The organism is Lachnoclostridium sp. An196, from assembly GCF_002160135.1.
Taxonomy (GTDB): domain Bacteria; phylum Bacillota; class Clostridia; order Lachnospirales; family Lachnospiraceae; genus Hominiventricola; species Hominiventricola avistercoris.
Genome location: NZ_NFJZ01000002.1, coordinates 302172 through 318042, shown reverse-complemented (window position 1 = coordinate 318042; position 15871 = coordinate 302172). Strand labels below are relative to the sequence as shown.

The window sequence follows — 15871 nt, the reverse complement described above, 5'->3', positions numbered from 1 at the left end:
TCTCAGCCCGCCGTCACATCTTTTTTCTTCAGCCAGAGGACTCCAAAGGAAACAAACAAAACCAGGAAGATCAGCGCGGCGGCCAGGAACCCGCCCAGATTGCCGACCATATCTTCCTGCCTGTTGGCGTTCATCCCCATCATCATCAGCGAGTATGGCCAGAACAGTCCCAGCCCGCTGTTGGAGGCCAGCAGTCCGAGAATACTTCCAATCAGCGCCAGCGCGACAGGTACGGCGAAACTGCGGATCACCATGGACAGGCACATCTGCAGCGCCGCGATGGCAAGGCCTCCGATGCTTCCTCTCAGAAGCCAGATCAGGATCTGGATGGGCGGCATACCCGGAAGTCCGCAATATTTGCCGGTGATCAGGTAGAGGATCCAGAGCCAGAGCTGCAGCCCCACCGTACACTCCAGGGATAAGAGCAGTTTGGACAGGAAAATGTCTCTTCTGGGCACGGGCATGGTCATCAGTGTATTCCAGTTATAATTCATATGCTCCACCCTCCAGATATAGGAGCAGTAGACCGCGATCAAAGGAGCGTAGAAGAAATTCGCGTAAAACAGGGACACCTGCGTCCAGAGAGAATACCAGCCGGACTTCAGCAGCTCCAGATTCTGCATATAGTTGCCCGCTCCCATCACTGCCGGGATCACCGGTATCACGGCAAAGACCAGCCAGAGATGGGAATGCTTTAGTTTTTTCTGTTCCATTCTTATACAAGTTGCCAGCATGTCAGATCTCCTTTCTCGTCACAAACAAATATCTGCCCGCCGCATAGCCTGCCGCGATGATTGCCAGCAGGATCAGAAGCCCCGGAAAATTAAACGGCGCATTATAATAGGTCGTGATCCGCGTCGCTTCATCCCAGGTGTAACTGATGTACGCAAGCTCGGAATAATATCCCCAGGGTATCAGATACCAGACGGGAGCTCCCGGCAAAAACCAGGAAAACAGGCCCGCGAAAGATCCAAACAGCCCGGCTGCCAGCGGTATGATCTGGTTCTCATAGAAAAACGACAGTACCTGCTGCAGGAGCAGCAGCAATATACTTGACGTATAATTCTCCAGGAAAAAATATACCAGGTGCCGCGTTTCTGCCGGACGGCCAAATCCCAGCGCTGCAGACAGGAAAAACATCATCGCATATTCCGCGATTATAAAAAGCAGCAGATAGACCGCTCCTGTTAATAGCTTCAGGTCAAACAGCCGTCCTTTCTTCTCCATGGTACACAGCAGTTTCAAAGTATTCCCTTTGACCTCCGCGTCGCACAGCCGGCTGGCAAGCATGGCGATCATCGTGGGAAGCAGGATCGTATTAATCAGAGCAAACTGCAGGAAGCATACTCTCCAGCCGTCATAGATCTGCTCTTCCGACGAGTCGCCGATCGCCCAGGTAATCCAGGCAAAGATCAGGACCACAAACGCGCCGACCAGAAGTCCGATCTTTCTTCGCCTGACTTTCATCCATTCTGTTTTCCATTCTCTCAGCATCACAGACTCACCTGCCTTCCGGTTAATGCCAGGAAGATGTCCTCCAGGCTCTTCTGCTGCATCTCCACATGGGTGATCTGCGCCCCTTCGGCCGCCAGCATCGTCACCACATCGGCCACTTCCCGTTCGCTTCGCTCCGGAAGCAGCAGATCCGCGCCGTCGATACGGTACTTTTCCCGGTGTTCATCCAGGATCCGGACCGCTGTCCCCTGGTTCAGGGCATGGACTCTCAGGCTCCCTTTCGCCTGTTCATGCAGTTTTTCCAGACTGCCCTGGTAGATCATCTTTCCTTTATCGATGATTCCCACATCCGTGGCCATCTGGTCCATCTCGCTGAGCAGATGGCTGGATACCATGACCGTCATCCCGTAATGCTCCGGCAGACCGGAGATCAGATCCCTCATCTCCTGGATCCCCGCGGGATCCAGCCCGTTGGTCGGTTCGTCCAGCAAAAGCAGCCTGGGCCTGCCCAGAAGCGCGGCGGCCAGTCCCAGTCTCTGCTTCATACCCAGGGAATACTCCCTTACCTTTTTCTTCTGCTGTCCCTCCAGCCGCACGATCTGCAGTACTTCATCGATCTCCTTTTCGGGCACCCCTTTCAGGGTCCGGATGATTTCCAGGTTCTCTCTTCCCGTCAGATGCCCATAATAGGAAGGCGATTCAATCAATGACCCTGTATCCCGCAGAATTTCGATCCGGTTCCTTTCCGTTATTTCTTCTCCAAAGATCCGGATCTCTCCTGCCGTAGGCTGTACCAGGCCCAGGATCATTTTCATCGTCGTGGACTTGCCAGCTCCGTTGGGGCCCAAAAATCCATAGACACAGCCCGGACGTATTTTCAGACTGCATTTTTTCACTGAATATTTGTCCCCGTACTTCTTGCAGAGGCCGTTTGTCTCGATCATATACTTCATATTTCTTCCGCCTTTCTTTTTCCTTTTCGGTTCATGATCATCATACAGGATCTCTCTTACCGGCCCTTTAAGGCTCCCTTACAATTTCCTTAATTTTTCGGTTTTCTGCTGAAAACAGGCGGAAAAACTCTTATAATAATACAGAAGCCGCGGGGTTTCGCAAAGGAGGACGATACACATGACCAATCTGTACGAAAGCAGAATCCTGATCGTGGACGACAATGCCGATATTTTAGAAATGCTGAAGAATATCCTGTCCCGCAAAGGATTCCTTTCTATTGAGACCGCTTCCTGCTGCGGACAGGCAAAAGAAAAGTTCCGCACTTTTCAGCCGGAGCTCATGATTCTTGACGTTATGCTTCCGGACGGAGACGGGTTCTCTCTTATGCGGGAGTTTCGGATGTCTTCCGACGTTCCGGTACTTTTTCTGTCTGCCAAAGACGAGGACAATGACCGGCTCTTCGGCCTGGGACTGGGTGCCGACGACTATATCACAAAGCCGTTTCTCCCCGACGAGCTGGCACTGCGTCTTACCGCCATCCTGAAACGCACCTACTTTTCCTCGCTCCATCAGGAATCGCCGTCGCCGGAACTGCATTTGGGAAACCGCACCGTCTATCTGGAAAGCGGAATCGTAAGACAGAAAGACGGAAAGGAGACTTCCATGACCGCAAAAGAGCTGGCACTCCTGAAAAAACTGAATGAGAACCGCGGCAACATCGTCACTTTCGACGCTCTTTCCGATGCGGTATGGGGTGAAAATTATTACGGATATGAAAATACCCTGATGGTCCACATCCGCCGCCTGAGGGAAAAGATTGAAGAAGACCCCTCTCACCCGGCATGGCTTCTGACCGTCCGGGGACTGGGATACAAGCTGGCAAAAGGGGGGAAGACCGGATCATGAAAAGCCTTTCCAAGATTCTTTTCCACTATCTGGCCACGGCCGTGCTGATCGTGCTGAGCGTACTCCTGTTCAACGTAGTGCTTTACGTCATCATCGGATTCCAGATCATCCGGTCCACCAATTTCATCAGCCGCACCACCGGACAGATCGCTTCAGAGATTTCGGAAGAAGACGGGCGCCCCGCCCTTTCAGAAGAGGGATATGACTATCTGGAAGGAGACTATTCCTGGGCCATGCTTCTGGACGACGCCGGGAACATCGTATGGCAATGGCAGCTTCCGGAGAATCTGGGCCATTCCTATACAGTTCCCCAGGTCTCCGCTTTCAGTAAATGGTACCTGGACGATTATCCCGTGACGACCAGGGTCACCGATTACGGTCTTCTGGTCACTGCCCACCCCAGGGATACCATCTGGAAATACAATGTCAGCGAATCCTTGTCTTTTCTGCACAAGATCCCCAATGCCATAGGGGCGGGGCTGATCTGCAACCTGCTTTTTGTCGCGGTTCTGTGCCTGCTGCTGGGATTTTTCTTCTACCGTTCTCTGCGCTCTGTGGCAGTGGGAATCGAGCGGCTTTCCCGGCAGGAAGCGATCCGGCTTCCGGAAAAGGGTATGACGGAGCTGCTGGCGCGGCAGCTGAATCAGACGTCCCGGATTCTGGAACAGCAGAAAAAGCATCTGAAGAAAAGGGACGACGCCCGGACTGCCTGGATCTCCGGCGTCTCTCACGATATCCGCACGCCCCTTTCGCTGATCATGGGATATGCCGATACCATGAAAGGGGATCCGGCTCTGAGTCCGGACCACAGACAGCAGGCCCGGCTGATCGAAGAACAAAGTCTTCAGATCAAGCAGCTGATCGAGGACCTGAATCTGACGTCCAAACTGGAATATGACATGCAGCCCCTGCGCCTGTCCTCCTTTTCTCCTGCGGGACTGCTGCGCGAGATCGTCAGCGGATTCTACAACCAGGGGCTGCCTGACCGTTATGCTTTTGATCTGTATATTGATCCGGGCGTGGAAAAAATGCTGGTCAAAGGAGACCGCCAGCTGATCCTGAGAGCGTTCCGCAATCTGCTCCACAACAGTATCCGGCACAATCCCCAGGGCTGTACGGTCACGGTTACCGCTTGCCCGGACGCGGAAGGGATCTGTTTTCAGGTCTCTGACGACGGCTGCGGCATTCCCGGCGAAATCATCCGACTGCTGAACCGGGATGTCTCTGTACCCTCCGCATCCGAACAGCCACCCGGCACGCCCCACATTATGGGACTGCGCATCGTATGCCAGATCTTCCAGGCGCATGGCTGGACCATACGGTTCACAGACAATCACACAATTCATATATGGCCGGGAAAAGAACCGGAGCAGCCTTCTTAATGAAAGCTGCTCCATCCTTATTCCTGAAATGTGTACTTGTGTGTCACCGCGCCTAGCGCCAGCGTATAGACGACGGCTCCGTCTTTTTCGGAGCTTACCGCCTTATCGAAGTCATCCGGATGAACACTTTTCATGTACGCTTCCGGACTCTCCGCGTCTGCCTCGATGATCGCGGTCTCCGCTCTTCCCGCTCCCCCGCAGGCATTCACAATCTCGTGAATAATCTCATATTCATGCATACTCAATCCTCCTTGTCCTGTACGCCACATCATCGTTTCTATATTCAGTCTACCACACAAAAGAATATGCATGTAAGTACTTTTTACTTCAATACGGAAATATCCGGAAGAAGAATATTTTTCTGAGCCATGAACCGTTCCACTTTTTCAAGAGAAGGAAGTGAAGGCATCGCTCCCATGGCGGAAACTGTCAATGCCGCCGTATGGTTGGCAAACTGCAGCAGTTCCTGATTCGTCCATCCACAGCAGGTTCCCACACAGAAGGCTCCCACAAAGGAATCTCCCGCAGCTGTGGGGTCCACGGCTGTGATGCCCTCCACGCACGGACTGTGTACAAATCCGTCCGGACCCAGCAGTACCGCTCCTCCGGACCCCAGCGTGATCAGTACGTTCTGAACTCCTTTCTCTCTCAGCGCTTCCGCAGCCGTTCTTGCATCTTCCAGATTCACATGATCCCCTTCCCGGCGGATCGGAATCCCTGTCAGATCTTCCGCTTCATGCTCATTCGGCGAAATAAAGGCAAGATGGGAAAGCAAGGAATCCGAGAGTGGAGCGCTTGGCGCCGAATTCAGCATGACCGGCACTCCGTTTTCAAAGGCCATCTCCGCAAGATACTCGTTGATCTCCATGGGAATCTCCAGCTGCAGCATCAGCAGGTCATAATTCCGGATCTTATCTCTCAGGGACTCTGCTTCTGTTTTTGTAATGCTCATGTTAGATCCTGAAATTACAATAATCCGGTTTTTTGTGGATTCCCCAGGCTTCTCTTCCAAGATTATCACAGAACAGCCGGAAGCCAGCACCGGATCAAACAGAACGTCTTCGGTATGGATTCCCGCCTTCCGGCACGTTTCCAGCATCTCCTCCCCGTTCGCGTCCCTGCCCAGTTTTCCGAACATGGTCACCTCCGCTCCAAGTCTGGCCGCCTGTACGGCCTGGTTCGCTCCCTTTCCTCCAGGAGCTTTCTGAAACGATCTCCCCAGCACAGTCTCTCCTTCGCCGGGGAAGACTTCTGTCGATGCGATCTGGTCCATGACGAAGCTGCCTGCCACTAATATCCTGGGTTTTCTTTTCATCCTTTCATCCCTGCCCTTCTGTTTCTTTCCAAAATATTCCTTAAACTGTAAATTATAAGTCAAATAAATTTTACATAAAAAAAAGGGCCTGCGCAATGCACAGGACACCTTTCTGTTCCATTTTTCATTCTTATTTCGGCTAAACCAGCTCCAGCACCCCGCGGATATCCCGGATTACCCGATCTGCGCCAGCTTCCATATAGCGGTCCGTTACTCTGCGGATCATCTGCTCTCTGGTTTCATCGTCCAGGGCTTCGTACTCCTCTTTGGTCAGCCCCATCTCAGAGCTCCCTTCGACGATTCCCACAGTGAACACGCCCGCGTTTCTGCCTTCTTTTATATCAGAAATGGTATCGCCCACTTTGATCACATTTTTTACGGACGCGACCCGGAGCATTTCCATATTCCGGAAAATCATATACGGATAGGGACGCCCCATATGCTGGACAGAATCCGGACTGAACCAGCAATCCGGTTCATAACCTTTCTTCGCTGCCTCTCTGGTCACGATTTCCATCATGACGTCGGTATATCCGGTAGTAGATCCAATCCGGATCCCTTTCCTGCGAAGCGCCTCCACCGTTTCTCTCACATAATCTTTCGGATCGGAGAACCTGTCCAGGATGCCGAGAAGCATCTCCTGAAAACGGTTGTGCATGGCGTCTACATCCACATCCGTGAAATCTCTGCCGTGAATCCGGCGGAATTCTTCCCCGATGCGCTCCATCTGCAGCATAGTCTTGATATGGTCCCATTTCAGCATACCCATGGGTCTTCTTGTTTCTTCCATCGTCGGTTCGATTCCGTATGCGCGGAAGATTTCCATAAAAGCCTGCATCGGAGCAAAACATCCATAGTCAACCGTCGTCCCGGCCCAGTCAAAGATCACCGCTTCACATTTCATGCCGCCGCCCCCTTTGCCTGAAGAAACTCCCGGAAAATCCGGCAGAGTTTTTCCATATCTTCCAGATAGATCTCCCCGATATTTCCGATGCGGAAAGTATCTGCATCCGTCACTTTGCCGGGATAAATCGCATAGCCTCTCTCTTTGATGTAACGGTACATCTCATCAAAAGTGTAGTTCCTGTTCTCCGGATAGAAGAAAGTAGTGATAATCGGTCCCTGGTGTTCTTCCGACACATAAGGGATAAATCCCATAGCCTTCATATGACTGATCAGATAGCGGTTATTTTCCTGGTAACGACGGCTGCGGGCTTCGATACCGCCTTCCTCGTCCAATTCCTCCAGGGCTTTCGCGAATGCAAGCACCACATGCGTGGGGGAAGTAAATCTCCATTTTCCGTCCGCCTGCATGGTCTTCCACTGATCGTACAGATCCAGGGACAGGCTCCTGGCCTTCCCCTCACATTGGTCCAGCGCCTTCCTGCGGCAGATGATAAAAGAGAATCCCGGCACACCTTGAATACATTTGTTGGCGCTGCTGATCAGAAAATCGAGCTGAAGCTCTCCCACCGGTATATCCACGCCGGCAAAGCTGGACATGGCGTCCACGATCATGGTTTTTCCGGCTGCCTTTACTGCTTTTGTCACAGATGCGATATCATTGAGAATTCCCGAAGTCGTCTCGCTGTGTACCATGGACACATGGGTGATCTCCGGATGTTCTTTCAGGATCTCTTCCACGCGCCCGGCATCCGGGATCTGGTCGTAATGAAATTCTTCCATTGGCGTCCAGAGCATGTTTCATCGCCTCCATCGCTTCGTCATCCGCATTGGTGTAGATCACCACTTCTCCGGAAGCCGCATTAGCTCCGGAACCGCATCCGGTCAGAACTGCCGCGGACAGCATCGCCGCCGCAAGCAACAGGGACGTACATCTTTTTACATTTTTCATTCTTCTTTTCCTCACATTTCTTTTGATTTTTTCAGTTATAGCTGTTCAGCCCGCCGATTTGGAGATCACCGGACGGCGCACCGTCCTTTTTACTTTTATTTTCTGCCTGTCCGTGGCTATATAATGGAACAGGCCTTTGGCGGCAAGATTTACCGCCAGGATCAGAAGAGACAGTACAAATACTTCATTGAATTTCGTATAATACTGTAGCTCCTTGATCTTCGTGGTAATCACCATCGTCCTGGCTCCCGCGATAAAGATTACGGCGCTGACCGTCACCATGGCATTGACAAAATAGTAACTGAACACTTCCAGAATCGTTCCCATGGCGTTGGGCGTCACCACCCGGACGATCGTCTTCAGCCAGGTGTCCCCCATCAGCATGGCCGTCGTCTCCCAGGACGCGTTCATCTTGGCCAGGGAGCTTTTCATCATCAGGTACGGCGTTGAAAAATAATGGATCACATTGCAGATGACGATGATAAACAGCGTGTTCTGCAGGGGCGTACCCGAAAACACCAGCATATAGGCGATACCGATGACCATACCCGGGATGGTGTTGGTAATCAGGGAAATATTCTCAATCACCTGTTTTACCTTCCCCGGCAGATGGCTTCTGGCTGTGGTGAGCGCGGCGCCGTAGGCGGTCAGGGAGCCTGCCGCCGCCGTCAGGAACGCCACGATCAGGGAATTCCGGCACACCGTTACCAGGCTGCTGTCCGAGAATACGCTGATCACATGTTCCAGTGTAAACTGAATCCGGTACGGCCATTCGTCCACAAAGGGCACCACGAAGATCACAGCGAATACCGAGAGCACGCACAGCAGGATCAGGGCGCTGAGTATCCCAAACGCCGTATCCCGGACGGCTCCTTTGCGGATCTCGGTCTGGGAGATCTTATTATAACGGATGTTGTATTTTTCCAGATAATGCAGCAGCGCAATCGTGACCATGGACGGGATCAGCATCATCATGGCCACGCAGGCTCCGCGGCTGAAGTTCGGCACGCTTCCCAGCATCTCGTTGTAGAGTACGGTCGCCACCACTTCAAACTCGCCTCCTACCGACGCCGGGATTCCGTAATCGGTAAAGCACAGGAAAAAGCACTGCACGAAAGAGGCGGCCAGCGTTCTCAGAAGCGGCCGGAGCACGGTTCTCACAAAAGTAGCAAAGGGGCTGTCCCCCATGATCCGGGATACGATGGAGAATTTTTTATCCACGTAACTCATGGTATTGCTCAGGAGCAGGAACGATACCGGCAAAGTATAGATCACATATCCCAGCAGCAGCCCGTTGAAGCCATAGATATCAAAGAGCTGCGCGCCGAACAGCTGTGTGATCAGTCCCTGTTTCCCAAACGAATAAATGATCGCGAACCCGTAGGTAATCGTCGGAAGCAGCATGGGGATCACTGCCGCCCGGCTGATAAAGCCTTTATATCCTTTAGGAAGATTGCAGTAATGGACCGCATAGGCCAGGATAAAAGCCAGGGCCGTGGTCATCACCGCGCTTACTGACGAGATCAGCAGGCTGTTTCCAAAGGCTTCCAGGAAGCCTCTGCCCGTCAGCACCTCCGCATAATGGCCCAGCGTCGGGCCGGCGTCCCCCATAAAGGATTTCAGAAACAGGCGGGCCAGCGGGATCAGCAAAAAGATGAGAAATACCAGGACAACCAGTCCAAAAATCCCTTTGATTTCATTCTCTTTCCTTCGGTTCATCTCATCCCACCTGCGCCGCCATCTGAGGCTCGTTCCCCTGCCTGAATAATGTAAAAATATTGTTCTTCTTGATCAGAAGCTGGTTGAGAATAAATTCTTTCACAAAATCATTCTCCGGCTTCTGGATAATATCATCCGGTTTCCCATACTGGGAGATCGTCCCGTTCTGGATGATCAGGACTTTGTCCGACAGCGTCAGCGCTTCCTCCGGGTCATGGGTAACGATGATCGTTGTCAGGTGATAGTCTCTGGCGATCTGTTTGATCTTTGCTTTGATAGATTCTTTGATCACCCCGTCCAAAGCGCTCAGCGGTTCATCCAGCAGAAGGATCTTCGGTTTCATCACCATAGTCCGCGCCAGGGCCACTCTTTGTTTCTGACCTCCGGAGAGCTGCTCGATCTTCTTATCCAGATGCTCTCTCAATCCCAGAAGATCGATCAGGTCCTCCACTTCCTGCTTCGTAGAAATAGAGGGATTATTTCTCAGCCCGTAAGTAATATTCTTGTATACGTTCAGATTCGGGAACAGCGCATAATCCTGAAACACTATATTAAATCCTCTCTGTTCCATGGGTACACGCAGCATATTTTCACCCTGGAACAGAATCTCGCCCCCGTCGGCGTCCGTGAGCCCCAGGATCAGGTTCAAAAGCGTCGTCTTGCCGCATCCGGACGGTCCCAGGATCGACACGATCTCTCCGTCGTCAATCGCCAGATTAATATCATGCAGGATCGTAATTCCGTCATATGATTTTTTCAGATTCTTAATCTCAAGCATTCTGCTCTAACTCCTTCCTTCTTTCACAGCGTCTTGCTTCTCGCCGTTCTCAGGTCCAGATATATGAAACCATTTTTCCGGCCGTACCGCTATCAAAAAGCAGGGAAAAGTTTGTAAAGAGCACGTAAAAAAAACTGTAGAAATTCTACATTTCTACAGGTCAAAACTTACATATGTAAAATTTTCCAAAATTTAAGATGACCCGGCACGGGTCTGAAGCCGTCTGCGCAAAGCTGTCCCTTCTATTCTTCCGGCGGGTACGCCTGCGCCTGGATCAGCCGGCTGCTCCGGTCCAGAATCCCGGTATATTTCTCATAATCGCTGAGCATGATGCCTGTATAGATCATATCCACCACTGCCAGCTGGGATACCCTGGAAAAAATCGCGTCTCCATAAAAATGCTGCTGATTGCTGGTCCGCAGCACCAAATCAGAGTACTTCTCGATCAGGCTGTTTTCAAAATTGGTAATCGCAATCGTCTTTACGCCGTTCTCATGCGCTGTGCGCATGGCATCCACCGTACTGCGGGAATTTCCCGAATATGAGATTCCCACCGCCACGTCTTTTTCCGTCAGATTTCCCGCGCTGACATTCTGCATATAATAATCATTATATGCGCAGCAGTTCATGCCAAGGTACAAAAGCTTCGTTACCAGGTCGCTGGCCGTACATGCAGAATTTTCCACATAGTAGACCGCGATCTTCTCCGCCCGGACCAGCGCCTGCACTACTTCTTTCAGCGTATCGGGAGAGATGTTCCTGAGCGTGTCTTTCAGATGCTCGATGGTCGTGCTGATCAGCTTGGCCGGCACATCCTCCACATGGTCGTACTCGGTAAACGGGAAGCCATACAGAATATGGTCCCATGTACCGGTCTTCTCCTCCTTTTCTTCCGCCAGTACGTAGCGGAACTCTTTAAAACCCGAATATCCCATCGCGCGGATAAAACGAAGGACGGTCGGCTGGCTCACCTCCGCTTCCCGGGCAATCCGGTTCAGCGTCAGATTCCGGTAAGACCCCGTATGGCTCAGCAGATAGTCCGCCACCTTCTTTTCAGACCTGCGCAGATCCGGATAGATTTTCTGTATGGACAGTTTTAGAGACTGATTCATTCTGTGCTCCTCCGTGCGTACACCCCTGGTTCTCTGCCTGCACTGATGCAGATGACTGCTTCTGCAGCTAATTCTATCGGATTTATCCTCGAAATACAAGAATCCGTATAAAAATTCATCCGACACATATCCCTGTGCCGGATGACCGCTTTCCTGCCGCCGGTTATTTTTATCCATGCTGATGCAGATACTTCTCCCTCGTCGCCATCCCTCCCCGGATATGCCTTTCTGATTTATTGATATCCAGCACTTTCCGGGCCTCCGCCGCCAGATGCGGATTAATGTACAGAAGCCGTTCCGCCACATCTTTGTGCACCGTAGACTTGCTCACCCCAAATGCATGAGCCGTCTGACGGACCGTCGCGTTGTTCTGTATAATATAATTCGCAATCTTTACGGCTCTTTCTGAGATATAATCTTTCAATGAAATCCCCTGGATCAATTGTTTTTACAATCTATGCAGGAGGTCCCTGTAGTATACCCCAAAGGGAGGCGAAAAAGCCCTTACATTTCCCTGTAAATCACTTTTCCGTTTTTCATTTCTGATTTCATAAGTGAAGCCTTTTTTACCATCATCTCTGCCTTGCCCAGATGTACCTCATATGGTTTCTTTGCCGCCGCTTTCCGCACCAGCGTAATGTGCGGGACAAATTTATCATGATCGAATGGGATGTCTGCTTCTTTCAGCGCTTCCCGCAGATCCTTTACATAAGTTTTCAACTTTTGATTCCCTTTCACTCCTGCCCAGAGAAGATTCCCAAAGTTCCCCTTCTCCGAAAGACTGAGCCGGAACGGCGGCAGAGGAACACTTTCGAGTACCCGTTTCACTCCGGCGGGATCGTCATATTCTCCGATAAATGCCAACGTCAGATGCAGATTCTGCGCCGGCACATAGTTTCCCTCCACGCCCTGCTTCTTCAGATCATGCATGCAGGCAACCAGAGCCTTTTTCATTTCATCCGACAGTTGAATGGATATAAACAATCTCATATCCTATCCCCCCTCATTCCAGAATATCTATATAATCAATCAACGGATGCAGTTCTCCTCTCCGATACAGCTCTTCCAACTGCTCCCGATCCGCCCACATCGCCTGAGTCACCTCGGTGGCCTGAAGCGTCAGTTCTTCCAACAGCACATCCGCATGAAATATCCATACATCATAAAAATCGTGTCTTTGATCCCGCCTGACCTGACGGACCCGTTTTCCTCCTCTGTCCTCTGCATGTTCCAGTTTCTGAAAAAAGCACTCCGGCATCTCGCGCAGCTTCAGATTTTTGGAGATGCAGGGCGAGCAGCCTTTGTCATGGTTTGAAGGATGCAGCGGGCAGTCCAGATTTTTGCAGGTACAAAACATCCTGATGTCCTCCTTGTTCTTATCATTAAATCAAAAAATATATGTATATTTTAACACAACGGAAAATTTCCTGTCTGCCTGATCCTGCAAAAAATATGCCTCTTTCTCCATTTCGCTGTGTTCATACGGATTTAACACATTCTTCCGGACGATCTTGCCATCCCGTGCCCATACGCTTATAATAGAATGCACTACTAAAGGAGCGTACAAATCGATGAAAAAACATCTCTCTTCAAAAGAACTGATTCTGGTGGCAAGCATGCTGTTCGGCATGTTCTTCGGGGCAGGAAATCTGATCTTTCCGGTTTCTATGGGACAGCTTGCCGGAAGCAGTCTCTGGGCAGCCTCCGCGGGGTTCCTGATCACCGGCGTAGGTCTTCCTCTGCTGGGCGTAGCCGCGCTGGGTATCAGTCGGAAAGAAGGACTCCTGGAACTGAGCAGCCAGGTCGGGAAAAGTTACGGTATATTTTTCACCTGCATTCTGTATCTTACAATCGGGCCTTTTTTTGCAATTCCCCGCTGTGCATCCATGTCTTTCACTGTAGGAATCGAGGGAAGCATTCCCTCCGGGATCCGGGCGGCGGCTCTGGCAGGATTTTCTCTTATCTTTTTTACCCTTGTCCTCTTCTGGTCCCTGCGGCCGGGAGAGATACTGACCTGGGTGGGGAAAATCTTAAACCCGTTATTTTTATGTTTCCTGGGTATTCTGGTTATCCGTGCCCTGATCTCTCCCATGGGCAGTATCGGCGCCGTATCTCCGTCCGGCAGCTACGCGGCAAATGCTTTCGCGCAGGGATTTCTCGAAGGATATAATACGATGGATGCTCTGGCCGGACTGGCCTTCGGAATTATCGTCGTCCGGACAATCCGCGGGCTTGGCGTAAAAGATCCATCCTCCGTAGCCGGCAGTACGGTAAAAGCCGGGGTCTTCAGCTCCCTGTTAATGGCCGCGATCTATCTGCTCACCGCCATCGTCGGCGCACAGAGCCGGGGAATGCTGGAAACCGCTGAAAATGGAGGTATTGCCCTGGCCGAGATCGCGACCCATTATTTCGGTGCGGCGGGAACCGTTATCCTGGCCGTCACTGTCACAATCGCATGCCTGAAAACAGCGGTCGGACTGATCACCAGCTGTGGAGAAACCTTTACCCAGATGTTTCCCAAAGGGCCGTCCTACCGGGTATGGGCCACGGGTTTCTGCATTCTGTCCTTTCTGATCGCCAATCTGGGGCTGAATGCAATCATCGGTTATTCCCTTCCGGTTCTGCTGTTCCTCTATCCGCTGACAATCACCCTGATCCTGCTCACGCTCACATCCGGGATCTGGGGCGGACACAGATCCGTTTACCGATGGGTGACCGGTTTTACCGCGGCCACGGGACTGCTGGATTTTCTGAATGCGCTGCCTGAAGGGCCATCGGCGCTGCTGCACCTGCACGAAATCCTTCCCCCGGTCACAGGGCTGCTGCCTTTCTTTGACGCGGGTTTTGGCTGGATCTGCCCTGCTTTGCTCGGGCTGCTGATCGGGCTCTGGCGCTCCCGGACTGATTAACCTCCCGTCCTCTTCTCTTTTGGTCACAGAATCGTCATAATTCTTAAGACTTTATTATTTTTTTTGCAAAGAACTTGTAATATTTCAAAAAAGTGGTAATGTCTTTAAGGTTATATGTATTCCTATTAAAACTAATAGTCAGACAGGAAAGGGAAGATTATGTATCATTTCACAGAAAATTTTAACACGACTGTTGCAATCATCCTGACTCTGTTATATCTCTATCAGTTGGGATATCTGTTATTGGGATTTGCATGCAGGAAGGGAAAAACAAACTGCGCACCTGGGAAAATGCACCGTTTTGCCGCCATCATATCCGCGCGCAATGAAGAAAACGTCATCGGCTCTCTGATCGCAAGCCTGAAGGCGCAGAACTATCCAAAAGAGCTTTTGGATATTTATGTGATCGCGGACAACTGTACGGACCGGACAGCTCAGATCGCCGCATCCGCCGGCGCTTTTGTCTACCACCGTTATAACAGCCATCAGATCGGCAAAGGCTACGCGCTGGATTTTCTGTTTAAACGCCTTGCGGAAGAAGGCAAAGACGACTATGACGGATATTTTGTATTCGACGCCGATAATTATGTAGATCCGGATTTTGTGAAAGAAATGAACGTTACTTTCGGTTCCGGAGATTATGCGGCTCTGACCAGTTACCGTAACTCCAAAAATTTCGGCGCCAACTGGATCTCTGCCGGATACGGGTTGTGGTTTCTCCGGGAAGCACGTTTTCTAAACGCGCCCAGAATGAAACTGGGTGTAAACTGCGCGATCTCGGGAACCGGTTTTCTGGTATCCGGCGACGTCATCCGCGAAAATGGCGGCTGGCCGTTCCATCTGTTGACGGAAGATATTGAATTCTCTGTAAATTGCGCTCTGAAAGGACAGATGATCGGTTATTGTGAAAAAGCTGTGGTCTATGACGAACAGCCGATTACATTCCGTCAGTCCTGGGATCAGCGTCTCAGGTGGTCCAAAGGATTTTACCAGGTGGACTACCATTACAGTTTTCCTCTGATCCGCAGTATTTTTTCCGGGCTCCGCAAAGGATTCTCCTGCTATGACATGTTCATGACCGTAGCTCCCGGCATGCTGCTGACCATGGCGGCCATCTGGTTTAACGTGATGATTCTGGGATCAGCGCTTTTTCTGCCGCAGCGCATGGCGCGTATACTGATCCACGAAAACATATCTTTTATCATGGAGACTGTTTTCGCTTTTTATCTGGGTCTGCTCCTGTACGGCGCGCTTACTGCCTTCAGTGAGTGGAAAAAGATTTCCATGCCGGGCCGGAAGAAACTGCTGTATATATTTACGTTTCCGATATTTATGTTTACATACATTCCCATAGCTGCAGTGGCGCTGGTGAGCCGGGTAGAATGGCGTCCCATCTATCATGGAGCCAATCAGCGAAAACTGTCGGGGAACCGGATGTGAAAACAATTTAAGGCTGATGCAGGGCATTCCCTGTACCAGCCTTTTC

General features: G+C 51.2%; 17 protein-coding genes and 1 pseudogene. 4 read left to right on the top strand and 14 right to left on the bottom strand.

Going from position 1 to position 15871, the window contains the following annotated elements; genetic code table 11:
• Positions 1 to 2: 2 nt before the first annotated feature.
• From B5F29_RS03965 to B5F29_RS03955, 3 genes are read right to left on the bottom strand one after another with little or no spacing between them, the layout of a single operon-like run.
• Entirely contained in the window at positions 3 to 734 is a 732-nt protein-coding gene (locus B5F29_RS03965; RefSeq protein ID WP_087153369.1) for an ABC transporter permease, read from the bottom strand.
• Position 735: 1 nt separating this feature from the next.
• Positions 736 to 1494: an ABC transporter permease gene (locus B5F29_RS03960; protein ID WP_087153368.1), complete on the bottom strand. Its 759-nt coding sequence runs from the start codon at positions 1492 to 1494 to the stop codon at positions 736 to 738.
• The gene (locus B5F29_RS03955) at positions 1494 to 2408 is read right to left on the bottom strand and encodes an ATP-binding cassette domain-containing protein (protein WP_087153367.1); all 915 of its coding nucleotides are present in this window, start codon (positions 2406 to 2408) and stop codon (positions 1494 to 1496) included. The genes B5F29_RS03960 and B5F29_RS03955 overlap by 1 nt, the downstream gene beginning before the upstream one ends.
• 178 nt (positions 2409 to 2586) lie before the next feature.
• On the opposite strand from B5F29_RS03955, the gene B5F29_RS03950 reads away from it, so the two are divergent.
• Positions 2587 to 3315, top strand: coding sequence for a response regulator transcription factor (locus tag B5F29_RS03950; RefSeq protein WP_087153366.1), 729 nt, complete (start codon positions 2587 to 2589; stop codon positions 3313 to 3315).
• A complete protein-coding gene (locus tag B5F29_RS03945) occupies positions 3312 to 4697 on the top strand; it encodes a sensor histidine kinase (protein ID WP_162608358.1) in 1386 nt (461 codons plus the stop codon). Before B5F29_RS03950 ends, B5F29_RS03945 begins: the two co-directional genes overlap by 4 nt.
• A 17-nt stretch (positions 4698 to 4714) precedes the next feature.
• Here B5F29_RS03945 and B5F29_RS03940 read toward each other — a convergent pair whose 3' ends face one another.
• The 11 genes and pseudogenes from B5F29_RS03940 to B5F29_RS03895 form a co-directional block, all read right to left on the bottom strand.
• A complete protein-coding gene (locus tag B5F29_RS03940) occupies positions 4715 to 4936 on the bottom strand; it encodes a hypothetical protein (protein ID WP_087153364.1) in 222 nt (73 codons plus the stop codon).
• Between the two features lie 83 nt (positions 4937 to 5019).
• Positions 5020 to 6012, bottom strand: coding sequence for a ribokinase (locus B5F29_RS03935; RefSeq protein ID WP_087153481.1), 993 nt, complete (start codon positions 6010 to 6012; stop codon positions 5020 to 5022).
• Positions 6013 to 6151: 139 nt separating this feature from the next.
• A complete protein-coding gene (phnX, locus tag B5F29_RS03930) occupies positions 6152 to 6916 on the bottom strand; it encodes a phosphonoacetaldehyde hydrolase (RefSeq protein WP_087153363.1) in 765 nt (254 codons plus the stop codon).
• Positions 6913 to 7683, bottom strand: a pseudogene (locus B5F29_RS03925) (2-aminoethylphosphonate--pyruvate transaminase); the annotation flags it as partial. The gene phnX and the pseudogene B5F29_RS03925, both read right to left, overlap by 4 nt.
• Positions 7574 to 7867 (bottom strand): hypothetical protein, encoded by a 294-nt coding sequence (locus B5F29_RS17245; protein ID WP_242955569.1) that lies wholly within the window; start codon positions 7865 to 7867, stop codon positions 7574 to 7576. The pseudogene B5F29_RS03925 and the gene B5F29_RS17245, both read right to left, overlap by 110 nt.
• 45 nt (positions 7868 to 7912) lie before the next feature.
• Complete coding sequence (locus B5F29_RS03920; RefSeq protein WP_087153361.1) at positions 7913 to 9586, bottom strand: ABC transporter permease subunit; 1674 nt, start codon at positions 9584 to 9586, stop codon at positions 7913 to 7915.
• A gap of 1 nt (position 9587) precedes the next feature.
• Positions 9588 to 10364, bottom strand: a complete 777-nt coding sequence (locus B5F29_RS03915) for an ABC transporter ATP-binding protein (protein ID WP_087153360.1) — start codon at positions 10362 to 10364, stop codon at positions 9588 to 9590.
• Positions 10365 to 10606: 242 nt separating this feature from the next.
• The gene (locus B5F29_RS03910; protein ID WP_087153480.1) at positions 10607 to 11476 is read right to left on the bottom strand and encodes a MurR/RpiR family transcriptional regulator; all 870 of its coding nucleotides are present in this window, start codon (positions 11474 to 11476) and stop codon (positions 10607 to 10609) included.
• A 169-nt stretch (positions 11477 to 11645) separates the two neighbouring features.
• Positions 11646 to 11900 carry a sporulation transcriptional regulator SpoIIID gene (gene spoIIID, locus B5F29_RS03905; protein WP_087153359.1) on the bottom strand — a complete coding sequence of 85 codons (255 nt, stop codon included), beginning with the start codon at positions 11898 to 11900 and terminating at the stop codon, positions 11646 to 11648.
• 80 nt (positions 11901 to 11980) lie between these two features.
• On the bottom strand, positions 11981 to 12466 hold the full coding sequence (thpR, locus tag B5F29_RS03900) for an RNA 2',3'-cyclic phosphodiesterase (protein WP_087153358.1): 486 nt from the start codon (positions 12464 to 12466) through the stop codon (positions 11981 to 11983).
• A 13-nt stretch (positions 12467 to 12479) separates the two neighbouring features.
• Positions 12480 to 12833 carry a DUF6485 family protein gene (locus B5F29_RS03895; protein ID WP_087153357.1) on the bottom strand — a complete coding sequence of 118 codons (354 nt, stop codon included), beginning with the start codon at positions 12831 to 12833 and terminating at the stop codon, positions 12480 to 12482.
• A gap of 214 nt (positions 12834 to 13047) precedes the next feature.
• Between B5F29_RS03895 and brnQ the strand changes: the two genes are divergently transcribed.
• Positions 13048 to 14385 carry a branched-chain amino acid transport system II carrier protein gene (brnQ, locus tag B5F29_RS03890; RefSeq protein WP_087153356.1) on the top strand — a complete coding sequence of 446 codons (1338 nt, stop codon included), beginning with the start codon at positions 13048 to 13050 and terminating at the stop codon, positions 14383 to 14385.
• 159 nt (positions 14386 to 14544) lie between these two features.
• Positions 14545 to 15825, top strand: a complete 1281-nt coding sequence (locus B5F29_RS03885; protein ID WP_087153355.1) for a glycosyltransferase family 2 protein — start codon at positions 14545 to 14547, stop codon at positions 15823 to 15825.
• Positions 15826 to 15871: the final 46 nt, after the last annotated feature.